We start from the raw sequence: 24,039 nt of genomic DNA on the forward strand, positions 1-24,039 counted from the left end.
TCCTGCGTGCTGAGCGTCACATGAGTTTCGTTGAAAAACAACATAAGTTTTGCTGATAACCGACATAAGCCAGGTCAATGGGTTATCTTCAATGCGTCTCCGGCGCCTCTGGGCGGCGCGCACGGGCGTTTGCCGCCAGAACTTTCGCCGGTCATCGGAGGAACGGACGCATTTCGTGATCCGGGCGAAACCGCGTGGGAAAGGACCGTCGTGGCGATCGAACGAACCGAGAGCCTGGCCGCCGTGCTGCGGGCCATCCGCGGCAACCACGGCATCACCCAGCCGGCGCTGATCGAGCGGGTGGGCTGGGGACGCAGCGTCGTCGCGGCCCGGATCAGCGAGCTGGAAGCGGCCGGCCTGGTCACCACCGCGGGCATCGGCCCCTCCACCGGCGGGCGCGCGCCCCGGCAGTTGCGCCTGCGGGCGGAGTCGGGGCTGGTCGCCGGCATCGGCATCGGCGCGACCCGGATGGAGATCGGCGTCGCCGACCTGGCCGGGCGGCTGCTGGCCCGATCCGAGGAGCAGATCGAGGTGGCCGACGGCCCCGAGGTCGTGCTCGGCCACGCCGAGAAGGTCGTCGACGAGCTGCTGGCGCGGCACGCGGAGGGACGCGCGCTCTGGGGCGTCGGCGTGGGCGTGCCCGGCCCGGTCGAGTTCGCCACCGGCCTGCCGGTCGCCCCGCCGATCATGCCGGGCTGGGACGGCTACCCGATCCGCGACCGGCTCGCCCAGCGGTACGGCGCGGCGACCTGGGTCGACAACGACGTGAACCTGCTCGCCCTCGGCGAGCTGCACGCCAACCCGTCCGCGGCGGCGGCCCGGGACTTCCTCTACGTGAAGATCGGCACCGGCATCGGCGCGGGGCTCATCTCCGGCGGCCGGCTGCACCGCGGCACCAACGGCTGCGCCGGCGACATCGGCCACGTCGCCGCGGCCGAGACCGGCGGGGTGATCTGCCGCTGCGGCAACGCCGGATGCCTGGAGGCCGCCGCGGGCGGCGCCGCGCTCGCGCGGGAGGGGCGCTGGCTGGCCGAGACCGGCGGCAGCCCGGCGATGGCCGCCATCCTGGCGGCGAAGGGGACGCTGCGCGCCGCCGACGTCACGGCGGCCGCGCACGAGGGCGATCCGGCCGCGCAGGCGCTGCTGATCCGGGCCGGGCAGCTCGTCGGCGGTACCCTCGCCACCCTGGTCAGCTTCTACAACCCGGCGCTGGTGGTGCTCGGCGGCGAGGTGTCGCGGACCGGCGACTTCGTCATCGCGGCCATCCGGGAGTCGGTGCAGCGCCGGTCGCTGCCGCTCGCCACCCGGACGCTGCGCATCGAGCCCGCGGCGCTGCACGAGGCGACCGGCCTGACCGGCGCGGTGCACCTGGTCGTCGACGAGCTGTTCGCCGCGCACCGGCTCGCGCTGTGGCTGCCCGGCACGACCCCGGCCGGCCACCCCGAGCTGGCCGCCCGGGGCGCCGCGCCGGAGCCGGGCTGAACTGCTCAGGCGGTCAGCAGATCACCTGGCCGGTCTCGACGGTGTGCTGGCCCCACCACCGCAGGTGCGGCAGGGTCTGCCGGCCGACGCGCCCGTCCACCGCGATGCCGGCGCCGAGGTTGTTGGCGCAGGTCTGGAAGACCCGGACCACCGCCACCGTGGCCGCGCTGTAGTAGCCGGTCTGCGGCTGCGAATGCGGGTAGGCGTTCCACGAGACCGTCTTGTTCAGCAGGCATTGCACCTCGGAGACGGCGGTGCCGCTGTCGCCGAAGCCGATGTCGTAAGTCTTCGGGCCGACCGGGCAGCCGGCCCAGCGCAGCTGCGCCGGGATGGGAGCGGCCTGCGCGGGCGCCGCCACCGCCAGTCCCGCCACCGCGAGCGTCGCGGAAAGCGCCACCGCGAGTCGTGAGTTTCGGATCATCGTCCGTACCCCTTCGTCGTGTCCCCCGTCGGCTCCTGCCGACCAGTTGGACCGTGGCACGGCCGCCGGTCGAGCCCGGAGCATCCCGGCCGAATCCGGACGCGCTCAGGCGCCCGATCCGAGCGCGGCGAGGTGCGCGCGGATCTCGTCGGCCTCCGGCATGTCGAGCTCGGTGTAGAGGGCGAGGGCCCGCGAATAGTGCTCCCGCGCGAGCGCCGGCTCGCCGAGGGTGCGGTGCGCGTGCCCGAGGCCGGTGTGCGCGCGGGCCTGCTGGTCGCGGAACTCGATGACGACGGCGGCCGCGTGCGCCTCGGCGTGGTGGCCGATCGCGTCGGCGGGCCGCCCCGCGGCGTGCGCGGCCTCGCCGAGTCCGTTGAGCGCCCAGATCTCGACGTACCGGTCGCCGATCTCCCGCGTGACGGCCAGGGCCCGCCGGTGGCACTCCGCGCCCCGGCCGGGCCGGCCCTGGCGGGTGTGGAGCAGGCCGAGGCCGTCGAGCGCGTTGGCCTCGCCGCTGCGGCTGCCGAGCCGGCGGGACAGGGCCAGCGACTGCTCGTGGTGGTCGGCCGCTTCGGCGTACCGGCCGGACCGCATCTCCGCGTCGGCGAGGTTGTTCAGCGTGTGGGCCTCGCTGTCCCGGTCGCCGGTGCGCCGGAACAGCTCCAGCGCCCGCAGGTAGTGGTCGATCGCGGACGCGTAGCGGCCCAGCCGCCGGTCGATGAAGCCGAGATTGCTCATCGTGCGCGCCTCGCCGGTGCCGTCGCCGGCCTTGCCGTACATGGCCATGGCCTCCTCGTACTGCTCGCGCGCCGGCCGGTAGCGACCGCATTGCGCCTCGAGATTGCCGAGGTTGTTCAGGGTCCGCGCCAGACCGGCCGGGTCGCCCGTCAGCCGGAACAGGCTCAGCGCCTGCCGGTAGTGGGCGGCGGCCGGCTCCGGCCGGCCCAGCCGCCAATGGACGACCCCGAGGTCGGTGAGGGCGTGCGCTTCGGCGTCCGGGTCACGGCCGAGACGTGCGGCCTGAACGGCGTGCTGGTGTACGGCCAGCGCGTCCGTGCTGTGCCCGCCGTGGAGATAGCGGAACAGTGTGCGGGACAGTCGCGTGGTGTGGGCCGGCCAGCCGTGGGCGGCGGTGTGCGCGGCGACCGCCACCAGCGTGGGCCGCTCGGCGTCCAGCCAGGCGACCGCCGCGTCCGGCCCGGTCACGTCCGGCGCGGGGCCGCCCGCCGGGGAGACCGCGGGCCGCAGGTGGGCCTCGCCGGGGTTCAGGGCTTCCACGGCGGTGGCGGCGACGGCGAGGTAGTGGTCGAACAGCCGGGTCAGCGCGGCCCGGCGCTCGGCCGGGCGATCCTGGTCGTGCGCGCGGCTCGTGGCGTAGGCGCGGATCAGGTCGTGGAAGGCGTACCGGCCCGGAACGCCCTGCTGCAGCAGGTGATCCGAGCGCAGCCGGCCGAGGTGGTCCCGCGCGGTTTCGAGGTCGATCCCGGCGAGGGCCGCGGCGGCGTACGGCTCGAGGTCCTGCCCCGGATGCAGCGCCAGCAAGCGGAACAGGCGCTGCCGGTCGGCCGGGAGGTCCTGATAGGACAGGTCGAGGGCCAGCTCGACGCCGGTGTCCAGGCGCCGGTCGCGGTGGCGCTCGTCGAGCCAGTCGGCGTGGTCGGTCAGCGTCCAGCCCGGCTTGGCCCGCGTGTGGCCGGCCACCAGCCCGAGCGCGAGGGGCAGGTAGCCGCAGCGCTCGGCGATCCGCGCGGCGGCGTCCCGGTCGTCGCCCACCGGTGTTCCCGCCGTGGCCCGGGTCAGGAATCGCGTGGCCTCGGCCGGGCTGAACACGTCCACCGCCAGGTGCGTCGCCGGGCCCAGCCCGGTCAGGCGCCGCCGGCTGGTGAGCAGCGCGAGGTTGCCCGGCGTCGCGGGCAGCAGCGAACGGACCTGATCGGCGCCGGCCGCGTTGTCCAGGATCACCAGCGCACGGCCGCGGGCGAGCAGGTCACGGTACGCGGCGGCGCGACCGTCCAAGTCGTACGGTATGGATTGGCCGGGCATGCCGAGCAGGCGCAGAAAGCCCTCCAGAACGGCGGCCGGATCCGCCGGCGGCTGGGCCGGGTCCGGATGGAAGCCGCGGAGGTTGACGAACAGCACCCGATCGAAGAGCCCCTCTGCGATGAGCGTGTGGGCGACGTGGATCGCGAGCTGGGTCTTGCCGACGCCGGCCATACCCTCGATCGCCACCGCGCCACTTGTGGCAACGCGACGAAGCCGGTCCAGCTCGACCGCTCGCCCGGTGAACCCGGCCAGATCCGGCGGGAGCTCGTCCTGCACCCGTACCTGTGCCGCCGCCCTGCTCCGGCCGCCCACCACCGGCAGCGCCTGCCGCCACTGCGCCACGTAGCCCACGTCCGGGTGCAGCGCCCGGACCACCGCCACCACCAGCTCGGTGTCCAGGCGCCGCCGCCCGAGCCGGAAGCAATCCGCCACCGTCGTGCGGCCCGCCAGCTCCCCCGCCTCGCGATTGACCAGCTTCTTGATTTTCTCGTACGAGGGATCGCCGGCCCACGCCTTCAGCAGTCGCAGTTGCTCCACGAGCTCGTCGAGCGTGGTGGCCGCCCCCGGGTCCGGTGGCGCCTCGCCCTCGCGGATCGCCTCCCGCTTCTCCGCCGGCAGGTCTCGCGCCACCGCCCGGTGCAGCGTGGCCAGGCTGGGCGCCGGCGGTCCCCCGGCGGCCGCGGCCTCGACCAGCTCCCGGTGCACCGCCGCCACGTTCCCGCGCCTCAGTTCCAGCAGCCGGCGCACCTCGTCGTCCACAGTGAACCTTCGCCGCACCGCCGGTTGAGCGCGCCCCGACGCCTGCGCCACCCACCGCCACACCGTGCGCGCCGACACGCCCAGTTCCCGCGCGGCCTGCTCCACCTGCCAGGCCGGCAATGGCCCGGCCGTACCGAGCCGCACCAGCCGCCGAACCGCGGCCTCCCGCCGCGCATCTCGACCGTCCCCCACCGCCCCGCCCCGTCGATCGCCAATCAGGGCTATCAATCTACGGGCCCGGTTCCAGGGACATCCGGGCGAGAGGCCGCTCTCACCCCGATGTCAGCGCCGCAGCAGGCCGATCAGCGTTTCGACGCGGGCGGTCGCGTAGTCGGGCCGCAGCCGGCCGTGCCGGGACAGGTCGGCGAGGCCGTGCAGCGCGCTCCACAAGACCTCCGCCCGCGTTTCGTCGCCCGCGGCGGACAGCAGCGGGCCGAACGCGGCGCGCAGCGGCTCGGGCGTGGCCGGCCGGGCGAACTCCAGGTCGGTCGGCATCGAGAACATCGCCTCGTAGGTGGCCGGCTGCGAGCGGGCGAAGTCGAGATACGCCCCGCAGACGCCGCCGAGGTCGCCCGCCGCCGTCAGGTGCTCGGCGAGGTGCGCGAACCCGTCGAGGGCGACCGCCCGGACGATGCCGTCCCGGCCGTCGGGGAAGTGGCCGTAGAGAACCGGCTGGCTGAACCCGATCGTGTCGGCGAGCCGCCGGACGGTCACCGCCGCCCACCCGTCCGCCTCGGCGATCTCCCGCGCCGCGTCGACGATCCGATCCCGCCGCGCGGCGCGGGCCAATTGCGCTTTCGTAGGGGCCTTCACGAATTCAGTCTAGCAGTGCTAGATTTCTAGCACTGCTAGATACTTGGAGGAATCATGATCGTGCTCGTGGACGTCCTCGCCATCGTCGCCGCGCTGGCCACGGCCGTCATCTTCGGCACCGACACGTTGGGCGCGCTGGTCATGCGCCCGACGTACGCCGGCGTCGACGACGCCACCATGACCCGGGTGGTCGGCCTGTCCCACCGCTACGGCAACGCCCGCATGCCGGTGCCCGGCATCCTCAGCGTCGTGGCCGGCGCCGTGACCGTTCTCACGGCGTTCCTCACCGGCCGCTCCGCCGCCGGGGTCACCGCCGCGATCGCCCTGCTCCTGCTGCTGACCTGGCTGGTCCTGTTCAACCGCATCTCGCTGCCGATCAACAAGGTCTTCATCGAGGCGGCCGAGTCCGGCCGGGTGCCGGCCGACGCGCGCCGGCTCCAGGAGCGGTGGGACTCGATCATCAACCTGCGCGCGGCTCTCCAGGGAGTAGCGCTCCTCGGCTTCTGCCTGACGCTCGCCCTGGCCGCGGCCTGACCCTAGTTCAAGGTCGAGCCCCCGGCCGTACGAGAAACAGGTGTGAAAGATCCGACCGCCGACCGTGAGAAATGCGCTCAGCCCGGGCTGCTCCCCGCTCCACCTAGTCCGCGCCGTCGAAGACGTACGGCTTGTCCACCTAGGCGTTCATGACGTTCTCCTTTCCAAATAGGCACTCAGGCAGCGCAAGGAGCTGGCACTGGCTTCAGGAAACTCGTGGCCCAGGCGGCCGGAATCGCGATCACGGCGATGACCAGTCCGGCGGTCACCGCGGCCGAGACGGTGAAGGCGCCGACCGCCACGCCGCCGGCGAACGAGCCGAGGGCGATGCCCGCGTTGGCCGCCGAAGCGGGCAGCGACTGCGCCAGGGCGCCGCCGGGCCCGGCCAGGGTGATCGCCCGGTACTGCATCGACGGCGCCATCCCCATGGCGAACCCGCCCACGGCCAGCAGCGCCAGCGCCACCAGGACCGCGACCGCGCCGACGAGGTACAGCGCCAGCAGGCTGGCCGCCAGGCCGATGGTCCCCATGGTGAGGGCGCGCCCGGCGTCGAGATCGGCGAAGCGGCCGCCGCCGAACGAGCCCACCGCCGCCGCCCCGCAGTAGGCGAAGAGGAACACGCTGATCAGCCCGCCGGAGATGCCCGTGACGGTCTGCAGGAACGGCACGATGTAGGTCAGCGCCGCGTACACCGACGCGAAGATCAGCACGGTCACGCCCAGCACAGCCAGCACCCGCGGCGCGAACGCGTACCGCGCCTGGCCGGCCGCGCCCTCACCGGTGCTCGGCACGGACGGCACCAGCGCCAGCGTGGCGACCAGCGCGACGGCGGCGAGCACCGCAGCCGCCATGAACGTGCCGCGCCAGCCCAGCGCCTGACCGGCCAGCGTGCCCAGCGGCACGCCCACCGCGCCGGAGACCGCCGTGCCCGAGATGACCACCGCCATCGCCCGCCCCGCACGCTCCGGCGGCACGATCGCGGTGGCGGCCGCGAACGCCGCCGCGATGAACAGCCCCTGGATCGCCCCGATGAGGGTGCGGGCCACCAGGAACAGCCCGTAGCTGTCGGTCAATACCGCGACCAGGTTGCCCAGCAGGAACAGGGCGAGCGCGCCGACCAGGAGGCTGCGCTTGTTCGCCCGGATCGTCGCCGCGGTCAGGATCGGCCCGCCGATCGCCAGCCCCAGCGCGTACGCCGTCACCAGCGACCCGGCCGCCGGAATCGACACCCCGAGATCGGTGGCGATCAGATCGAGCACGCCGACCACCAGCAGCTCGGTGCTGCCGATCACGAACATGCCGAGAAACAGCGTGGCCAGGGCAAGCATCAGGGTCTCCCCTCTAGTAGCAACTGCTTGGTTGCGATACTATAGCAACCAAATGGTTGCCACAAGGGAGACGAACATGACGGACACCGGCGAACTTCGACATGCCTTCCGTACGCTGCTGGACGCCGCGGCCACGGTGGCCGGCACCTCGGTCCGGCCGCCCGACGGGTGGAACGCCGACCAGATCCTGGCCCACGTGGCGCTGGTCAACGCCGCCACGATCGCCGCGGTCTCGTCCGTGGCCGCCGGAGCGATCACGACCTACGACAACCGCCTGGCGTCCGACTCCTGGACGATCGACCGTGTCATCGGCCTGGCCGGCGGCAACCTCGGCCTGCGGGAACGCATCCGACGGCAGGGAGAGGCCCTGGAAGCCCTCGTCGGGCCGGCCCTCAGCGACACCGAGCTGGACACGCCGATTCCGGCCCTGCTCATTTCCGGCAACACGGTCCTGGTCGACCGGCCGCTGCCGCTGAGGGACATCATCACCGGCCTGGCGCAGGTCGAACTGCCCGGACATGCCAAGCAACTGCTCGATCTCCACCCCTGACGGCCCCATCGGCGACAGCGAGGCGACAGGGCGGCGACAGCGCCCCCGCGCACGGTGAGGTGACCGGCGGACCTGCCGCCGGTTCGCCTCCCGGAGATGATCGACATGTTTCCCACGCGAGCCGCCAAGCTGGGCCTGTGGGCGTTACCCGCCTACGCGGCCTCGTTCTTCCTCATCGTGTCCGCGATCGTGCTCGGCACGGCGATCGCGTTTCCCACGGCGCTCGACGCGGCGCCGGCCTCCCCAGCCTCGAAGGGTTGATCATGATCGAGATCAAGAGCCTCACCAAGACGTACGGCGGGAAGACCGCCGTCGACGACCTCACCGTGACCGTCCGCCCGGGTGTCGTGACCGGATTCCTCGGTCCCAACGGCGCCGGCAAATCGACCACCATGCGCGTGATCCTCGGCCCGGACCATCCCACCCGCGGCGAGGTCCTGGTCAACGGGCGCCCCTACGCCGACCACGCCGCGCCGCTGCGCGAGGTGGGCGCCCTGCTGGAGGCGCGCGCGTTCCACCCCGGCCGCAGCGCCTACCACCACCTGCTGGCGCTGGCCGCCACCGGCGGCTTCGGCAGGCAGCGGGTCCGGGAGGTCCTCGGCATGGTCGGCCTCGAGCAGGTGGCCGGCAAGCGGACCCGCGGCTTCTCGATGGGCATGGGCCAGCGGCTGGGCATCGCGGCCGCGCTGCTCGGCGATCCCGCCGTGGTGATGCTGGACGAGCCGGTCAACGGCCTGGACCCGGACGGCATCCGGTGGATCCGCGGCCTGCTGCGCGGGCTGGCGGCCGAGGGCCGGACCGTCTTCGTCTCCTCCCATCTGATGAGCGAGATGGCGCTGACCGCCGACCAGCTGATCATCCTGGGTCGCGGCCGGCTGATCGCCGACGTGTCGATGGCCGAGATGACCGCCGCCTCCGCCGCGGTGCGCGTTCGTAGCCCGCAGGCCGCTCAGCTTCAGTTGGCCGCCACCCTCACCAGCGCCTTGCTCATCGTCGCCGTCGGCGCGTTGTCCGCGGTCGGCACCATCGCGCAGGACCCGTCCGCCACTCCCGGCGAGCCCGTGACGGCGGATCCCTTCGGTGGCGCGCTGGCCGGCGTCAGTGCCGCCGCCTTCGCCGTCGCGACGCTGGGCGTGCTCTCCGTGACCAGCGAGTACGCCACCGGCACCATCAAGCCGACGCTCGCGGCCGTTCCCCGGCGTGCGCATCTGGTCGCCGGAAAGGCCATCGCGCTGGCCGCCACCACCCTGGTCACCGGCCTCGTGGCCGTCTTCGCGACCTTCTTCATCGCCCGGGTGGCCAGGCGTTGCGCCCTCGCGTAGTGGCGTCGCGCGGCCTCGTATTCGCCGCGCTGCCGGGCCAGCAGCCCCTCCCCCAGGGCCGCGACCGGGTTGCCGTCCGCGCCGAGCCGCACGGCCGCGACGTGGGCCTCCGCGAAGTACCGCTCGGCCTGTTCCGCGTCGCCGAGCGCCGCCTCGACGTGGCCCAGGTTCGCCGGCGGCCTGCCGCCGCGTTCCCGCGGCGAGGTGAGCGCCCGGATGGCGACCGCGAGCAGCCTGCGCAGCACGATCGACGAGTACGCCGTGGCGGGCGCGGCGGTGCGGCAGGCGGCCGCTCTGACCGACTTCGCCGGCAAGCCGCTGCTCGTCCTGACGGCCGGCGACGGACATGACGCCGCCTGGACGGCGGCCCAGAACCACCTGGCCACGTTGTCGACCGGCAGCGTGCACCGGATCGTCCCCGGCGCCACTCACGCGAGCCTGATCGACGCGCGGGGTGACGCAGCCGCCACGGCCCGGGCGGTCCTCGACGTGGTCTCCGCGGTCCGCAGCGGTGCGCCGCTGGCCGGATGACGCGCGGTCAGCTCCCGGTCCCGGGGTCTTCGAGCAGGACGCGGACGTCCCAGCGGGACAGCTCGATCTCGTCGCCCGCTGGGACGGACTTGCCGGTCAGGACGTCGCGGCAGTCCACGGGTGCCGGGAAGTTGGTCTCGTCGAAGGACCAGTTGTGGACGAAGCGCAGGCGGCGGCCATCCGGAGTAGTGCCGCTGGTGCAGGTGACCGTGGCGGGCAAGGAGGACCACACGGTGACGCGACCCGACGCGGCCCAGCGCAGTAGTGCCGAAGCCAGCCGAGTGTCGGGGACGGTGCCGACACAGGTGATGCGGCCCCGGCCGGCGGCGTTGGTGGTGACGGCGGGCCAGCGGCCGAAGTGCGGGTGCTGGTACGTGGCCAAGACGGTGGCGCCGTCGGCGTTGAGGCCGTCGATCCAGCGGGTCGCGGTGGCGCCGTCCGCGACGGGGAGGTGTTCCGGGTCGGTGGTGACCTCGATGGGGGTGCGGAGGTTGCTGAACTCGTCGTACCAGGCGCCGGCGGCCGAAGCCAGGCGGGCGGGCATCCGGTCGGGGCGGGCGCGGGCCTCCAGGTCGGCGTAGCCGGTGCGGGGGCCGAGGATGAGGTGGCCGCCGGCCTCGGCGTAATCGCGTAGCCAGTCGAGAGTCTCGTCCGAGGCCAGGTAGAGGCCGGCGGCGATCAGCACGGGGAAACGGCGCACGGCGTCGGCGACGTCGAACCCGAGCTGGGGGGCGTGCAACAGGCGGGCCTGCAGGCCGGCGTCGAAGGCCCCTCGGTAGAAGGGCTCGACCAGGCCCTGGTAGGCGCGCTCGTCGGGCGTGCCGTCGGGGTGGGACAGAGCCGGGAACTTCTGCATGATCCACTGGGTGGGGACGTCGATGACCACGGCTACATCGGCGTCGGGGACGAAGGAATCCAGCAGCTCCAGCTCGGCACCGAGGCGGGAGAGCTCGCGGTACGTGCGGCCGGGCTGTCCGCTGTGCGGAAGGACGCCGCCCCAGTAGGTTTCGGTGCCGAACGGCAGGGTGTGCCAGTGCCAGTACTCGATCATCCGGGCGCCGCGGGAGACGAGTGCCCAGGCGGCCTGCCGCCACTGGCCGTCGTACGCGGGCCGGTTGTCCCAGGACATGCCGATCGAGCCGGCGTTGGTCTCGGTGACCAGGAAGGGCTCCTGGCGCGAGGAGTACATGCGGTCCGCGGTCAGGTAGAGGGCCCAGACGCCGTCGGTGGTCCAGGTCTGGGTGGGCGTGCGAGTGTCCGGCAAGGCGAGGCCGTCCTGCATGACGTAGTACGCGTTGCCCGACGTGACATCCAGGGCCGCGGTCACCGTGCGGTCGTCGACCGCCGGGCGGTCGTACGCGATGCAGGTGGTTATGAATTGCGAAGCCGAAGCGTATTCGCGGACGATGGCGGCCTGCCACGCGATGAACTCGTCGGTCTGGCGGGCCTGGAATCGCCGCCAGGCCAGCTCGTATTGCGGCTGGGCATTGCCGTCGGGCCGCCACAGGTCGGCCCAGGTGGACAATCGGTGCGACCAGTAGACGAGTCCCCATTCCTCGTTGAGGCGCTCGACGCTGCCATAACTGATACGTAGGTGGTCGGCGAAGCGTTGGAAGACTCCCTCGTTGTGCAGCAGTTCGAGGCCGGGCTCGTTGTCGACCTGGAATCCGATGACGGCCGGATGCGTGGCATAGCGCCCGACCACGGCCCGGATGACCCGCTCGGCATGGAAGCGAAAGGCGGGATGGGTGAAGTCGACTTCTTGCCGGGCGCCCCACGGGATCCGCGAACCGGTCCCGCGCTCACCTGCTATTTCCGGATAAATCCGGACGAGCCATGGCGGTACGGCGTACGTCGGTGTACCCAGAATGACCGAGATGTTCCGAGCCGAAGCACCGTCGAGCACCGGCTGAAGCCAGTCGAGCGAAAAGCACCCATCAGACGGCTCCCAAGTAGACCACACCGACTCGCCCACACGAATAACCGTGAAGCCGGCGTCAGCCATCAAATCCAGGTCGGCCTCCAACGACGCAGAGGGACGGTACTCGTGGTAATAAGCCGCACCGAAAAGAACAGACACGAATTCCCCTATTCCTTGACAGCCCCGGCGGAGAGGCCGGACTGCCAGTAGCGCTGTAGCAGAACAAACGCCGCGATCAGCGGAATGACCGAAAGCAGAGAACCGGTGACCACACAGGCGAGCAACCCGGCATTGGCCCCGCTGCCCCCGACCGCTTGCGCCGACCACGAACTGAGGCCGACGGTGATCGGGTAATAGCGAGGATCGTTGAGCATGATCAGCGGCAGGAAGTAGTTGTTCCAGGTCGCCACCAGCGTGAACAGCAGGACGGTGACGAAGCCGGGCCCGAGGCTGCGCAGGACGACCCGGAAGAAGATCGCCAGCTCCCCCGCGCCGTCGATGCGGGCCGCCTCGAGCACGCTGTCCGAGACCGCGTCCCGGGCGTAGACCCACATCAGGAACAGGCCGAACGGGCTGACCAGCGACGGCAGGATCACCGCCCACGGGGTGTTGACCAGGCTGGCCTTGCTGAACAGCAGGTACGTGGGAATGGCCAGCGCCGTGGTCGGCACCATGATCGTCCCGAGGACGAGGCCGAGCAGCGCGCCCCGCCCGCGGAACGTGTAGCGGGCGAAGCCGTAGCCGGCGAACGTGGCCAGCGCGGACGCGCCGACCGCGCTGACCGTGGCGTACACCAGGGTGTTCGCCATCCATCGGGCGTACTCGCCGTGGTTGTGGGTGAAGGTCTCGCGGACGTTGGTGACCAGCGAGAAGTCGTGGCCGAACCAGAGGCCGAAGGTCGAGAACAGATCGCCGGTGGTCTTGGTGGCCGCGACCACCAGCCAGAACAGCGGGAACAGGAAGTAGACGAGGACGGCGCCCATGCCGAGGGTCAGGACGGTGCTGTGGCGGGTCATCGGCGGCTCCGGCCGGCGGTCAGCAGCACCGCGTACGACACGACCAGGATCACGAAACCGAGCAGGAACGAGACCGCGGCCGCGTAGTTCACCTGCTGCGAGGTGAAGGCGAGGCTGTAGGCGTACAGGTTGGGGGTGTAGGAGGAGTTGACGACGGTCGGCGCGAGCCGCTGGATCAGGTTGGGCTCGGCGAACAGCTGGAAGCTGCCGATCACGGAGAAGACCAGGCAGAGCAGCAGGGCCGGCCGCAGGGCGGGGATCTTGATGTGCCAGGCCGTCCGCCACGGGCCGGCCCCGTCGGCCGCCGCCGCCTCGTAGCGCTCGGCCGGGACGGTTCGCAGCGCCGCGTACAGAATGATCATGTTGTATCCGGCGAACTCCCAGGTGACGATGTTGCCGAGGGCCGGCAGCATCGCCGAGTCGGTCAGCAGGTTCACGCCGAACCGGGCGAGCGGCCCGAAACTCGGCCCGTAGAGGTATCCCCACATGAGCGCCGCGACGACGCTCGGCACCGCGTACGGAATGAAGACGCCCAGCCGGAACACCCGCGCCATGCGCAACAACCCGCTGTCGATGGCCAGCGCGGCGCCGAGCGAGACCGCCAGCATGACCGGGACTTGGATGCCGAAGAACAGGCCGACCCGCAGGACGCCTCGCAAGAGCTGCGGGTCGGTCAGGGCCCGGGTGTAGTTGGCGAGACCGGCGAAGACGGTCCCGCCCACCAGTTGGTCCTTGAACAGGCTGAGGTAGCCGGCGTAGCCGAGCGGGAGCAGGAACAGCAGGACGAAGAAGAACAGGAACGGCGCGACGAAGACGTACCCGGCCCGCTTGGTCATCGCACCGTGAAACCCTGGTCTTTGGCGTACGAGGTGAGCCGCTGCTGCCATTGGCCGGTGGCGCCCGGGGCATCGCCCTTGTCGGCCAGCGCCGTGCCGACCGTCTCGGTCCAGTCCTTCACCGACTGGTCCAGGAACGGCGGCCATTGCCACCCACTGTCGACCGTGCCGCTGATGCCGGCGAAGACCTGGTTGACCTGCTGGCCGCCGAAGAAGTCGTTTTTCTGCCCGGCGAAGGACGGGTCCGTGAGGAGCGCCTTGGTGGCCGGGAAGAAGTTCTGCACGGTGTTGAACATCTTGGTGGTCTCGGGGTCGGTGTTGAGGAACTCGGCGAACTTCGCGGCCGCGGTCGCGTTCTTCGTGCCGGTGATGACGGCGGTGGTGGAGCCGCCCCAGTTGCCGGAGACCTGCTGCGAGGCGTCCCACTGCGGCAGCGGCGCGGCCCGCCACTTGCCGGCGGTCGGCTTCGCGCTGCCGCCGAGGAACACCGGCGCCCAGGCCGCGGTCAGCCAGGTGGCGTACTTGTCGTTGGTGAAGCCCTGGTACCAGTTGTCGGTGAAGTCCGGGTCGGTGGAGACCACGCCCTCCTTGGCCAGGCCGCCCCAGTAATCGGCGACCTTCTGCGAGGCGGCGTCGTTCACCGCGAGCCCGACGGTGCTGCCGTCGACCGTGTACGCCTTGGATCCGGCCTGCCACATGAGCCCGTGCCAGCCGGCGGCCTCGTTGGCCGACATGTTGGTGAGGTAGATCTTCCGGTTCGCCGCGTGCAGCTTGCGGGCGGCGGCCGCGAAGTCGTCCCAGGTCTGGGGCACTCCGATGCCGTACTTCTCGAAGAGGTCGGCGCGGTAGAGCATGCCCATCGGGCCGGTGTCCTGCGGGTAGGCCAGGATCTCGCCGCCCGGCCCGGTCACCTGACTCCAGGTCCAGTCGACGAACTTCGCCTTGTTCGCCTCGGCGGCGTACGGCCGCAGGTCGACGAGGCTCTTGGTGATCGAGAACGTGGGGATGTACTGATACTCGATCTGCGCGAGGTCCGGCGCGCCGGAGCCGGCCTTCAGGGCGGTCCGCAATTTCGTGTACGCGTCGGCGCCCTGCCCGGCGTTGACGACATTCACCTTGATCGCCGGGTACTTCTTCTCGAAGAGCGCGACCTCCTTCCCGATGTCCGGCACCCAGGTCCAGAAGGTCAGCGTGGTCGGGGTGGTCATGGCCTTGTCGACGTCGACCGGCGCGGTCTTCTCCGCCGTACCGGAGCAGGCGGAGAGCGCGAGAATCGAGGCCGCCGCGGCGGCCAGTAGTCGCCAATGGGAAACTGAGCGTGACATGGGGTGCTCCTCCGTGTCAGTCGGCCGCTGCCGCCGGCCCGGGGTTCGCAGCCGGTGGGCCGGTCGGCGGCGGCCTTTCTCTCTAAGGGCTTGCGGTGGAGTTGCGGATCACCATCCGGTGCAGGTGCTTGGGCGGCGCCGGCGGCACATGCTCCGGGTCGTTGAGAAAATCAGTCAGGTACCGCAGGCCGGCCTCGGCGAGCTCCTCGTTGTCGGAGCCGACCGTGGTCAGCGACGGCCACACGTGCGCCGCCACCGGGATGTCGTCGAAACCCACCACGCTCACGTCGCCGGGCACGTCCCGGCCCGCCTCGTGCAGGGCGTGGATGACGCCGATGGCCATCTCGTCGTTGGCCGCGAAGATCGCCGTGACGCCCGGGTCGCGGGCGAGACGGCGGCCGAGCTCGTAACCGCTCGCCGCGGTCCAGTCCCCGGTCAGCGGCCCGGGCACCTCGGCGCCCGCCGCGACCAGGGTGTCGTGCCAGTTCTGCCGGCGCTCGCGGGCCGCCCACCAGCGCTGCGGCCCGGCGATGTGGTGGACCGTGCGGTGCCCGAGGCCGAGCAGGTACCGCGTGACCTCGGCCGCCGCGTCGCCGCCCTCGGCCGCCCGCACCGACAGCACGGTCGGCGCCTGCACCACCGGCGCGGCGCCCAGCGTCAGCACCGGCACGTCGATCACCAGGGTCTCGTTGCCCTCGTCGTCGACCGGCTCGGACAGGATGATCGCGTCGACCCCCTGCACGAGCAGGTTGTCGACCGCGGCCTTGAGCCCGGTGGCGTCCTCCTCGAACGAGTTGGCCACGCTGAGCGAGTAGTCGACCCGGCGGGCGGCCCGCTCGAGCGCCACCAGCAGCGACGACGGCCCGAAATGGGCGGTGCCCAGGGAGACCACGCCGATCCGGTAGTGCCGGCCGGTCAGCAGGGCCCGGGCCGCGGCGTTCGGCCGATAGCCGAGCTGGCGGGCGGCGGCCAGCACCCGGGCCCGGGTCTCCTCGGTGACATTGGGCTCGTCGTTGAAGACCCGGGACACCGTCTTCTGCGAGACGCCCGCGAGCCGGGCCACATCCGTGCCGCCCGCTCGCCGCCTGCCCGTCTCGGCCATCATCTCTCCATTCGGTGACTACGTAGTCGCCGACATGTCTACGTAGTCGTTCCGGATTCGTCAAGCCCTTGACTTCTAGCCGATGACTACGTAGACATCAAGGCACTCCCCACTCCTGTCCCTTCTCGTTTCCGAGGAGACGTTGTGGAACCGTTCCCCAGGCGGATCGCGGCCGCGCTCGCCGGCGCCGCCCTGCTCCTGCTGCCGGCGGCCCCCGCGCGGGCCTACGCGCCGACCGGCGGCACCATCTACCAGCTGCCCGATTCCCAGCCCTGCCTCAAGGGCCGCGGCAACTGTGCGATCTACCCCAAGGCCGCGCAACTGCCGAGCGGCCGGCTGCTCGCTTCGTTCGAGAAGGCAACCGTCGTTCCGTCCACCGGCGGCGCAGCCGGCGAGACCCTGCCCATTTACAAGAGCGACGACGACGGTACGACGTGGCAGGCGCTTTCCGAGGTGAAGGCGCCCGGCGGCGCGTACCCGAGCAACTGGACCAACCCGTACCTGTATGTGCTGCCGCAGGCGGTCGGGCAGCTCGCCGCCGGGACCGTGCTGCTCGCCTCGGTGGTCTCCGGCGAGGACTACTACTACAAGGAGCACAAGGCGGCCGATCCGAACTGGGTGCCGAGCAACGACGGCGACCGGTCGAACGTCGCCATCGCCCTTTTCGCGAGCAACGACCAGGGTGTGACCTTCCGCTTCCTCAACATCATCACGGCCGGCGGCTGGCAGGGCGGCAGCGCCGGCGCGATCGGGGTCAACGTCGCGGCGGCCAACACCTACCGGCAGGTCGACCCGGTCTGGGAGCCCTACCTCACGGTGTACGGCGGAAAGCTCGTCGCCTACTACTCGGACGAGAACGACTACACCGGCATGGGATCGACGGGCGCACCGATTCTGTCCGCCACCAACACGACCGGCGCCGACTCGAGGAACCAGATCCTGGCCCATCGCACGTGGGACGGCACCAGCGCCGCCTGGAGCAGCGCGGTGGCCGACGTGTTCGGGACCGGGCGGCCCGGCATGACCAACGTCGTCCCGACCACCGACGGCAAATTCCTTCTCACGTACGAGTACTGGGGCGGGGGCGACAACGTCCGGTTCAAGGTCTCCGGCAGCCCGTTGACCTTCTGGGGCGTCGGCGGCGCCGGGATCAGCACCCTGCCGGTGAGCGCCGGATCGCACCCGCTCGCCCAGGGCGGCAGCCCCGTCGTCATCCGGCTCCCCGACGGCCGCCTGGTCTACAACGCGGGCGGGAGCGGCAACGTCTGGGTCAACGCGAGCGGGCGCAGCGACGGCGTCTGGACCGAGTATCAGACCACCGTCGGCGCGGGATACAGCCGCAATCTCACGTACGAGCAGCGCACCGGCCGGATCTCGATCCTGAGCAACCGCGGGGTGTCGACGATCGTCTACGCGGACCTCGACCTCGGCCACTCGGCCGGAACGTACTACCAGGTCGTCAACCGGCTCACCGCCCAGGTGATCGGCACCGGCAACCACACCAACGACGCGAACCTCGGCAACGGGGACGTCCCCGACGTCGCGCTGGAGAACGCGAGCGCCGCCGACACCCAGCGATGGCACCTGGTGACCAAGCCGGACGGCGCCGCGACCCTGCTGAACAAGTCGGGCGGCCGCGCCGCCGCGATCTGGACCGGCAACGCCACCGCCGGCCAGCGCATCGGCCAGTGGGTCGACAACACCACGGCCGGCCTCTGGAAGCTGGTCGCCACCACCGGCGGCTACTACCGATTCCAATCGGCGGCCAACCCCGCGCTCTATCTGACCGGCGCGTCCGCGGGCGCGCCATTGACCCTTCAAACCGTGCGTTCCGACGGTTCCCAGGAGTGGAAGCTGGTGGTTTAGGAGCGACGTCATCCGCACGAGATGAAGTCCGCCTCCCCCGGCCCGATTAATTTGGCGGATGGTTTCCGGATGGGGGTGCGAGACGTGACCAAGCCGCCTCTCTGGCCGGTCGTCGCCGTCATTGTCGTCATTGTGGCGTTCGGCGCGGCTCTGCTGATGTTCCTGCGGGCGCTGCTGATCCTGTCCTGAGCGACGGCGGGTCGCCGCCAATGCGTGTCCTCGCCAGGCCCGGAGGATTCCGGGAGGAGCCTCCGGGCCGGTAGACCGGTCGCCATGAGTCTCCTCCAGCCCGGGCGGCGATCCGGACGTGCGCTGACCGCGCTCGTGGCCGGCGTCGCCGCCCTCCTCCTGCTCTCCGGCGCCGCGACGCCGGCTCGGCCGCCGGCAGCCGTCACCCCGGCCGCCCGGGCCGTCCCGGGCATCTCCCACACCGTCACGCTCGTGACCGGCGACGTCGTGCGGGTGTCCGACGCCGGCGGCGGCAAGCACACCGTCGACGTCACCCGGCCCCGCGGCGCGCGCGGCGGCGTCCGGGCCGAGACGATCGGCAAGGACCTGTACGTGCTGCCGGACGAGGCATTGCCGTACCTCGCCGCCGACCGGGTCGACCGCCGGCTGTTCGACGTGACGACGCTGATCGAGCAGGGCTACGACGACGCGCACAGCGACGGCGTGCCGCTGATCCTGTCCTCCCCCACCGCGGCGGCCCTGCCGAGCGTCCCGGCCGGCGCCCGCGCGGTCCGCGCGCTGCCGAGCATCCACGGCCGGGCCGTGCGTGTCGCCAAGAACAGCACCCGGCAGGCCTGGACCGCGGTGGTCGCCAAACCGGGCAAGGTCTGGCTGGACGGCCGCAAGCGCGCCGACCTGGCGCAGAGCACCGCGCAGATCGGCGCCCCGGCCGCGTGGGCGGCCGGGATCGACGGCGCCGGAGTCAAGGTCGCCGTGCTGGACACCGGCGCCGACCTCGACCACCCCGACCTCGCGGGCCGGGTCAGCCAGGCCGTCAGCTTCGTCCCGGGCGAGACCGCCCGCGACGGCAACGGCCACGGCACGCACACGCTGTCCACCGTGGGCGGCAGCGGCAGCGCCTCCGGCGGCGCCGAGCGCGGCGTGGCCCCGGGCGCCGACCTGCTGGTCGGCAAGGTCCTGGCCGACGCGGGGTACGGCGAGGACTCGTGGATCATCGCGGGCATGGAGTGGGCGGCCGGCCAGGGCGCCCGTGTGATCAGCATGAGCCTCGGCGGGTCGTCCCCGAGCGACGGCAGCGACCCGCTCAGTCAGGCCGTGAACCGGCTGACCGAGCAGACCGGCGCGCTGTTCGTCGTCGCGGCGGGCAACACCGGCAGCGAGGCCTCCATCTCGGCGCCGGGCGCGGCGGACGCCGCGCTCACCGTGGCGGCGGTCGATTCCGACGACCAGCTGGCGTACTTCTCGTCGATGGGCCCCCGCATCGGCGACTACGCCCTGAAACCGGACATCGCCGCGCCCGGCGTCGACATCCTGGCCGCCAAGGCGGGTGGCACCGCCGACTCCGGCTGGTACCAGACCCTGAGCGGCACCTCGATGGCCACCCCGCACGTGGCCGGGGCCGCCGCCCTGCTCGCCGAGCAGCATCCGCAGTGGAGGGCCGCGCAGCTCAAGGACGCGCTGATGAGCAGCTCCCGGCAGCTGTCCACCACCGCCTACCAGTCCGGCGCGGGCCGGGCCGACGTCAACGCCGCGCTGCACGCGACGATCACCGCGACCGGCTCGGCCTACCTGGGCTTCGACGCCTGGCCGCACGACGACAACAAAACATCGGAAAAGACCATCACGTACGCCAACAGCGGCGATACGCCGGTAACCGTGGATCTGCTGGAGTCGGTGGCCGTCGCGGGCGGACCCTACGACACGGACCCGCGGGCGGACGCCGGGCAGCCCGCACCCGACGGAATGTTCGGCCTCTCGGCCACGTCGGTCACGGTGCCGGCGCACGGGACGGCGGCGGTCACCGCGAGCGCGCGGCCCGACTTGGCCGCCCCCGGCCGCCGGTATCTCGGCCAGGTCGTCGCCACCGACCGGGCGACCGGCGCCGCGGTCCGTACCCCGGTCGGGCTCTACCGCGAGGACGAGCGGTACACCCTGCACCTCGACGTGAAGGACCGGGCCGGCGCGCCGGTGTCCGGGTACGTCGAGCTCCAGCAGGCCGGCGTCCCCGACCCGACCTACGTCTTCGTGGAGGGCACGGCCGACCTGCGGTTGCGCGGCGGCACGTACAGCGTGGTGGCCTACGCCGACGTGGCCGGCAGCCACGGGCCGGACTCGGAAGGCCTGGCCCTGCTGGGCGCGCCCGAGGTGGTGCTGGACCACAGCCAGTCGCTGGTGCTCGACGCCCGGAAGGCCCGCGAGGTCACCGCCCAGGTGCCGCGCACCGCCGAGGACCGCATGCTGTTCCTCAACTGGTACCGCAGCTTCGGCTCCGACAGCGTGATAGCCGGCCAGTACATGCTGCCCGCCGTCTACGACACGATGTACGCGCTGCCCACCGCCCCGGTCACCACCGGCGACTTCGAGTTCGAGGCCCGCTGGCGCAAGGCGTACCCGCTGCTCACCGTCGCCGACCGCGGCCGGCGGCTGATGATCCTGGGTCTCGCCGGATCCGCGCTCTACGACGGGCGCGGCGAGCTCGACGCGGTCTACGCCGGCAACGGAGCTCCGGAGGACTATGCCGGCCTCCGAGCGAAGGGCCGGGCGGTGCTGGTGACCCGGTCCGACTCGCTGACCGGCGCCGAGCGCGCCCGGAACGCGGCGGCGGCCGGCGCCAAGCTGCTCATCGTGGTCAACGACGGGCCCGGCAAGCTCCCCGACTATGTAGGCACCGACGACGGCGGCTACAGCGCCGTTCCGGTGGTGTCGGTGACCGCCCGAGAGGGTGCCAGCCTGATCCCGCGGGCGCGGCAGGGCCGGCTGCGCCTCGCCGTGGCCGGGGTGCCCGACTCGCCGTACGTCTATGACCTGGTCGATCCGCATCCGGGCCGGATTCCGGAGAACCTCGCCTACCGGCCTCGGCCCGCCGATCTGGCGACGGTCGACATGCGGTTCCATAGCCTCGACGGGCGCACCCGCTATCCGAGCGGCGAGTTCCGCTGGGATTACCGGCCATACCGTACGTACGGCCTCGGCGCCCTGCTGCGGGCCACGATGCCCGGCACCCGGGTCGACTACACCTCGGCCCAGCCCGGCACCGAGTGGGCCGAGGCCGCGGTCACCGGACCCGGGCTGAACCTGGTGGCCAGCGCCGAGGTGCACGCCCTGCGGCGCGGCGACCGTACGGTCAGCGACTGGTTCGGCCCGATCGTCCGGCCCCGCAACGGCGGCGGCTACTGGTCGTCCACCCGCGACGACCTCTCCATCGCGATCAACGTCCAGCCGTGGGCCGACGGCGGCGCGGACCATGCCGGATATCTCCAGGACGGCGACACCAAACAGATGAAGGTGTACGAGGACGGCAAGCTGGTCAGCACCTCCGACTGGGCCTCGGCGTCGCTCTATCCGATCCCGGCCGGGCCGGCGACGTACACGATGGATCTGGTCGCGAGCCGGGACCCGGCGGTCTTCCGCTTGTCGCCACGCACCCACACCGTCTGGACCGTCAAGTCGCTGCCGGTGGGGCCGGGCAAGGTCGAGTTGATGCCCGTTCTGCAGCTGGACTACCGGGTCGGGGCCGACCTGTCCGGGAACGTGCCGGGCGGGCGGCAGTCGATCGGGCTGACCGCGAGTCACCTGCCCGGCGCGGTCGGAGCCGGGAAGATCGCCGGGGCGACGCTTTCGGTGTCCTTCGACGACGGGGTCACCTGGCGCCCGGCCGCGCTGACCGGCGGCACAGCGTCGTTCATGGCGCCGCGCAACGGCTACGTGTCGTTGAAGGCGCGCGCCTGGGACAGCGCCGGCAACGCGGTCACCCAGGAGGTGATCAGGGCGTACGGCCTCAGATGAGCGGCGAAGGGCCGCGGTCCGTTGGCGGCCGCGGCCTCCGCTCGTACCCTCGGAGCATGCTCGCCGCCCTGGGTCTCGATCCCGCCGAGGAGCAGGCCTATCGCCTGCTCGTCGCCGGCGGCGTGGCCACCCTGGACGAGTTGCTCGACGAGTCCGATCTCTCCCGGTCCGCGCTGGCCACCGCCATGGCCGGCCTGGTCGGTCGCGGCCTGGCCACCGAGCAGCCGGCGCCAGTCGGGGACGGGCCGGCGCGGTTTGCTGCGCCCGCCGGGGATGGGCTGGTGTTTTTTGCGGCGGCGCCGCCGGCTATCGCGCTGGGTGGGCTGCTGCGGAGCAGGCATGACGATCTGCGGGCGGCGGAGTTGGCCATCGCGGCGCTGGCCGAGACGTACCGGTCGGCCAGCGCCGGGCGGACGGCCTCCGACGTCATCGAGGTGATCACCGATGTGAGCGCGGTGCGGCACCGGTTCGCGCAGCTTCAGGAGGCCGCCCGCACGGAGGTGCTCTCCCTGGTGGTGCCCCATCTGTCCGTGGTGCCGCACCGGGAGAACGTGGCCCGCGACGAGTGCCTGCGCCGCGGCGTCCGCTGCCGGGCGATCATCGACCGGCGGGTGCTGGACCCGCCCGGCATGGTCGGCGACGCCATCGCCAGCGCCGCCGCCGGGCTCGAGATCCGGGTGGTCGACCGGGTGCCGGTCAAGGCGGTGATCGTCGACCGGGAGGTGGCGATGCTGCCGCTGCGGCACAACCAGCACACCGCCCCGGCGTCGGTGCTCATCCACCCGAGCGGCCTGCTCGACGCGATGCTCGCCTTCTACGACGCGCTCTGGGAACGCGGCTATCCGCTGCTGCCCGGCTCCGGCGCCGGGCCGGCCGAGATCGACGAGATCGACGGGCGGATCCTGGCGCTGCTGCTCAGCGGGCTCACCGACCAGGCCGTCGCCGGCAAGCTCGGGCTGTCGCTGCGCACGGTGCAGCGCCGCATCCACGACCTCATGGCGCGGGCCGGCGTCTCCACCCGCGTGCAGCTCGGCTGGCACGCCGCGCGCAAGGGCTGGGCCTAGGGTCTGTCCTGCCGATCACGAGGGGCTGCGGCGTGGCCCAGGTGGTGGCTGGCGGCGTCCGCGAAACGGCCGAATCCAACACCGGGATGCGACCGCTTCGCGGCCGACGCCAGCCACCACCTGGACCTCGCCTCACTCCCGCGCGATCGGCAGGACAGACCCTAGAAGACCGTCGCCCAGTCGTCGCGGATGCTGACGACCGTCCAGCCTTGCCGCTCCGCCTCCTTCAGCGCCTGCTCGGAACCCGAGATGTAGTCGAACTCCCGTACGGAATCATCGTGTTTCAAAAGCAGTCTCAGGGACGGCTTGCCGGGCCGTTGAGCGAAGTTGAGCATGGCCATGTCGCCGTTGGAGTTGCCCGCGGCGAGCAGCGGGCGGCGGCCGGCCCGACTCCAGATCCGGACCGGCTTCTCCGGGCCGTCGTCCAGGTAATCGGCCTCGGCCTTGTGGATGACCGTGCCGCCGTGCTCGTCGCTGCGGTACTCGAGCGCCACGGTGCTGCCGATCACCCGCTCGCGCGGGATGCCGTACACCTCGTTGCTGATCGGCCGCATGAAGTCGCGGCCGCCACCGGACACGATGTAGCTGGTGAAGCCGTTGGCGGCGAGGTGATCGAGCAGTTCGATCATCGGGGCGTAGGTGCAGCGGAGGTACTCGCGGCCGAGCGTCGGGTGCTTGACCTCGCGGAGAAACCGCTCGGACTGGGCCTCGAAGTCCTCGACGGTGATCCCCTCGTACGCCGCGAGGATGCCGGCCGCGAGAACCCGGACGTTCCGATCGTCGCCGGCATAGTGCTCGTCGAGGGTCGTGGCGAGCCAGCCGTACTCCCGCTCGTACGCGGCCCGCCACGGCTGGCGGTCCCGGAGAGCCGCGTCGGCCTCGGCCATCGCGGCCAGCCGGCGCAGGATGAAGTCCAGCTGGATCGGCATGGGCTTCTCGCACCACAGCGTCCCGTCGTTGTCGAAGACGGCAACCCGCTCCTCGACCGGCACCTCCGCGACGGCGCGCCGGACGAACTCGAGGACCGCTTCCTTGGCGTGACCATCCCGCCAGCCAGGCAAAGTCATGCGTCGACCATCGGCGATCGGGCCGGTCGGCGCCTCACCCGGGCGGGATGAGGCGCCCGCGCGGCGGCGCCGCTTGACTCGGGC

19 protein-coding genes are annotated in these 24,039 nt (G+C 72.0%); 9 read left to right on the forward strand and 10 right to left on the reverse strand.

Annotated features, from left to right (window positions below; all coding sequences use genetic code 11):
* Positions 1 to 210 precede the first annotated feature (210 nt).
* Entirely contained in the window at positions 211 to 1,482 is a 1,272-nt protein-coding gene (locus tag ACQPZX_RS34300) for an ROK family transcriptional regulator (protein ID WP_433364631.1), read from the forward strand.
* A gap of 13 nt (positions 1,483 to 1,495) precedes the next feature.
* Here ACQPZX_RS34300 and ACQPZX_RS34305 read toward each other — a convergent pair whose 3' ends face one another.
* The 3 genes from ACQPZX_RS34305 to ACQPZX_RS34315 all read right to left on the reverse strand — a co-directional run bounded on the left by ACQPZX_RS34305 (position 1,496) and on the right by ACQPZX_RS34315 (position 5,518).
* Complete coding sequence (locus ACQPZX_RS34305; RefSeq protein ID WP_433364634.1) at positions 1,496 to 1,903, reverse strand: peptidoglycan-binding domain-containing protein; 408 nt, start codon at positions 1,901 to 1,903, stop codon at positions 1,496 to 1,498.
* A gap of 105 nt (positions 1,904 to 2,008) precedes the next feature.
* Entirely contained in the window at positions 2,009 to 4,897 is a 2,889-nt protein-coding gene (locus ACQPZX_RS34310; RefSeq protein WP_433364637.1) for a tetratricopeptide repeat protein, read from the reverse strand.
* 90 nt (positions 4,898 to 4,987) lie between these two features.
* Positions 4,988 to 5,518, reverse strand: a complete 531-nt coding sequence (locus ACQPZX_RS34315; RefSeq protein WP_433364640.1) for a TetR/AcrR family transcriptional regulator — start codon at positions 5,516 to 5,518, stop codon at positions 4,988 to 4,990.
* A 54-nt stretch (positions 5,519 to 5,572) separates the two neighbouring features.
* Between ACQPZX_RS34315 and ACQPZX_RS34320 the strand changes: the two genes are divergently transcribed.
* On the forward strand, positions 5,573 to 6,052 hold the full coding sequence (locus ACQPZX_RS34320; RefSeq protein WP_433364643.1) for a DUF1772 domain-containing protein: 480 nt from the start codon (positions 5,573 to 5,575) through the stop codon (positions 6,050 to 6,052).
* Between the two features lie 176 nt (positions 6,053 to 6,228).
* On the opposite strand, the gene ACQPZX_RS34325 is transcribed toward ACQPZX_RS34320, so the two are convergent.
* Positions 6,229 to 7,380 carry an MFS transporter gene (locus tag ACQPZX_RS34325; protein WP_433364646.1) on the reverse strand — a complete coding sequence of 384 codons (1,152 nt, stop codon included), beginning with the start codon at positions 7,378 to 7,380 and terminating at the stop codon, positions 6,229 to 6,231.
* 76 nt (positions 7,381 to 7,456) lie between these two features.
* On the opposite strand from ACQPZX_RS34325, the gene ACQPZX_RS34330 reads away from it, so the two are divergent.
* The 4 genes from ACQPZX_RS34330 to ACQPZX_RS34345 all read left to right on the forward strand — a co-directional run bounded on the left by ACQPZX_RS34330 (position 7,457) and on the right by ACQPZX_RS34345 (position 9,783).
* Positions 7,457 to 7,930, forward strand: a complete 474-nt coding sequence (locus tag ACQPZX_RS34330) for a hypothetical protein (RefSeq protein ID WP_433364649.1) — start codon at positions 7,457 to 7,459, stop codon at positions 7,928 to 7,930.
* Between the two features lie 105 nt (positions 7,931 to 8,035).
* Entirely contained in the window at positions 8,036 to 8,191 is a 156-nt protein-coding gene (locus ACQPZX_RS34335) for a hypothetical protein (RefSeq protein WP_433364652.1), read from the forward strand.
* A gap of 2 nt (positions 8,192 to 8,193) precedes the next feature.
* Positions 8,194 to 9,252, forward strand: a complete 1,059-nt coding sequence (locus tag ACQPZX_RS34340; protein ID WP_433364655.1) for an ATP-binding cassette domain-containing protein — start codon at positions 8,194 to 8,196, stop codon at positions 9,250 to 9,252.
* A gap of 216 nt (positions 9,253 to 9,468) precedes the next feature.
* Positions 9,469 to 9,783: a hypothetical protein gene (locus ACQPZX_RS34345; protein WP_433364658.1), complete on the forward strand. Its 315-nt coding sequence runs from the start codon at positions 9,469 to 9,471 to the stop codon at positions 9,781 to 9,783.
* A 7-nt stretch (positions 9,784 to 9,790) separates the two neighbouring features.
* On the opposite strand, the gene ACQPZX_RS34350 is transcribed toward ACQPZX_RS34345, so the two are convergent.
* The 5 genes from ACQPZX_RS34350 to ACQPZX_RS34370 all read right to left on the reverse strand — a co-directional run bounded on the left by ACQPZX_RS34350 (position 9,791) and on the right by ACQPZX_RS34370 (position 15,983).
* Positions 9,791 to 11,788, reverse strand: a complete 1,998-nt coding sequence (locus tag ACQPZX_RS34350; protein ID WP_433385569.1) for a beta-galactosidase — start codon at positions 11,786 to 11,788, stop codon at positions 9,791 to 9,793.
* Positions 11,789 to 11,871: 83 nt separating this feature from the next.
* Positions 11,872 to 12,720, reverse strand: a complete 849-nt coding sequence (locus tag ACQPZX_RS34355) for a carbohydrate ABC transporter permease (protein WP_433364661.1) — start codon at positions 12,718 to 12,720, stop codon at positions 11,872 to 11,874.
* Positions 12,717 to 13,556: a carbohydrate ABC transporter permease gene (locus tag ACQPZX_RS34360; RefSeq protein ID WP_433364663.1), complete on the reverse strand. Its 840-nt coding sequence runs from the start codon at positions 13,554 to 13,556 to the stop codon at positions 12,717 to 12,719. The genes ACQPZX_RS34355 and ACQPZX_RS34360 overlap by 4 nt, the downstream gene beginning before the upstream one ends.
* Positions 13,553 to 14,881, reverse strand: a complete 1,329-nt coding sequence (locus ACQPZX_RS34365; protein ID WP_433364666.1) for an ABC transporter substrate-binding protein — start codon at positions 14,879 to 14,881, stop codon at positions 13,553 to 13,555. The genes ACQPZX_RS34360 and ACQPZX_RS34365 overlap by 4 nt, the downstream gene beginning before the upstream one ends.
* A gap of 82 nt (positions 14,882 to 14,963) precedes the next feature.
* Positions 14,964 to 15,983, reverse strand: coding sequence for a LacI family DNA-binding transcriptional regulator (locus tag ACQPZX_RS34370; RefSeq protein WP_433364669.1), 1,020 nt, complete (start codon positions 15,981 to 15,983; stop codon positions 14,964 to 14,966).
* Positions 15,984 to 16,127: 144 nt separating this feature from the next.
* Here ACQPZX_RS34370 and ACQPZX_RS34375 point away from each other — a divergent pair, with 144 nt between their 5' ends.
* The 3 genes from ACQPZX_RS34375 to ACQPZX_RS34385 all read left to right on the forward strand — a co-directional run bounded on the left by ACQPZX_RS34375 (position 16,128) and on the right by ACQPZX_RS34385 (position 22,888).
* Positions 16,128 to 17,849, forward strand: a complete 1,722-nt coding sequence (locus ACQPZX_RS34375; protein WP_433364672.1) for an RICIN domain-containing protein — start codon at positions 16,128 to 16,130, stop codon at positions 17,847 to 17,849.
* 273 nt (positions 17,850 to 18,122) lie between these two features.
* The gene (locus ACQPZX_RS34380; protein ID WP_433364675.1) at positions 18,123 to 21,824 is read left to right on the forward strand and encodes a S8 family serine peptidase; all 3,702 of its coding nucleotides are present in this window, start codon (positions 18,123 to 18,125) and stop codon (positions 21,822 to 21,824) included.
* Positions 21,825 to 21,880: 56 nt separating this feature from the next.
* Entirely contained in the window at positions 21,881 to 22,888 is a 1,008-nt protein-coding gene (locus ACQPZX_RS34385) for a helix-turn-helix domain-containing protein (RefSeq protein ID WP_433364678.1), read from the forward strand.
* Positions 22,889 to 23,049: 161 nt separating this feature from the next.
* Here ACQPZX_RS34385 and ACQPZX_RS34390 read toward each other — a convergent pair whose 3' ends face one another.
* Complete coding sequence (locus tag ACQPZX_RS34390) at positions 23,050 to 23,955, reverse strand: HAD family hydrolase (protein ID WP_433364681.1); 906 nt, start codon at positions 23,953 to 23,955, stop codon at positions 23,050 to 23,052.
* Positions 23,956 to 24,039: the final 84 nt, after the last annotated feature.

The sequence above is a fragment of the Actinoplanes sp. CA-142083 genome, from assembly GCF_050942195.1.
Lineage (GTDB): Bacteria > Actinomycetota > Actinomycetes > Mycobacteriales > Micromonosporaceae > Actinoplanes.

What these genes read in the sequence shown, in the direction of transcription:
- ACQPZX_RS34305 (WP_433364634.1), bottom strand. Translation starts at nt 1,903, where the DNA reads ATGATCCGAAACTCACGACTCGCGGTGGCGCTTTCCGCGACGCTCGCG.
- ACQPZX_RS34320 (WP_433364643.1), top strand. Translation starts at nt 5,573, where the DNA reads ATGATCGTGCTCGTGGACGTCCTCGCCATCGTCGCCGCGCTGGCCACG.
- ACQPZX_RS34325 (WP_433364646.1), bottom strand. Translation starts at nt 7,380, where the DNA reads ATGCTTGCCCTGGCCACGCTGTTTCTCGGCATGTTCGTGATCGGCAGC.
- ACQPZX_RS34330 (WP_433364649.1), top strand. Translation starts at nt 7,457, where the DNA reads ATGACGGACACCGGCGAACTTCGACATGCCTTCCGTACGCTGCTGGAC.
- ACQPZX_RS34335 (WP_433364652.1), top strand. Translation starts at nt 8,036, where the DNA reads ATGTTTCCCACGCGAGCCGCCAAGCTGGGCCTGTGGGCGTTACCCGCC.
- ACQPZX_RS34340 (WP_433364655.1), top strand. Translation starts at nt 8,194, where the DNA reads ATGATCGAGATCAAGAGCCTCACCAAGACGTACGGCGGGAAGACCGCC.
- ACQPZX_RS34345 (WP_433364658.1), top strand. Translation starts at nt 9,469, where the DNA reads ATGGCGACCGCGAGCAGCCTGCGCAGCACGATCGACGAGTACGCCGTG.
- ACQPZX_RS34350 (WP_433385569.1), bottom strand. Translation starts at nt 11,788, where the DNA reads ATGGCTGACGCCGGCTTCACGGTTATTCGTGTGGGCGAGTCGGTGTGG.
- ACQPZX_RS34355 (WP_433364661.1), bottom strand. Translation starts at nt 12,720, where the DNA reads ATGACCCGCCACAGCACCGTCCTGACCCTCGGCATGGGCGCCGTCCTC.
- ACQPZX_RS34360 (WP_433364663.1), bottom strand. Translation starts at nt 13,556, where the DNA reads ATGACCAAGCGGGCCGGGTACGTCTTCGTCGCGCCGTTCCTGTTCTTC.
- ACQPZX_RS34365 (WP_433364666.1), bottom strand. Translation starts at nt 14,881, where the DNA reads ATGTCACGCTCAGTTTCCCATTGGCGACTACTGGCCGCCGCGGCGGCC.
- ACQPZX_RS34370 (WP_433364669.1), bottom strand. Translation starts at nt 15,983, where the DNA reads ATGGCCGAGACGGGCAGGCGGCGAGCGGGCGGCACGGATGTGGCCCGG.
- ACQPZX_RS34380 (WP_433364675.1), top strand. Translation starts at nt 18,123, where the DNA reads ATGAGTCTCCTCCAGCCCGGGCGGCGATCCGGACGTGCGCTGACCGCG.
- ACQPZX_RS34385 (WP_433364678.1), top strand. Translation starts at nt 21,881, where the DNA reads ATGCTCGCCGCCCTGGGTCTCGATCCCGCCGAGGAGCAGGCCTATCGC.
- ACQPZX_RS34390 (WP_433364681.1), bottom strand. Translation starts at nt 23,955, where the DNA reads ATGACTTTGCCTGGCTGGCGGGATGGTCACGCCAAGGAAGCGGTCCTC.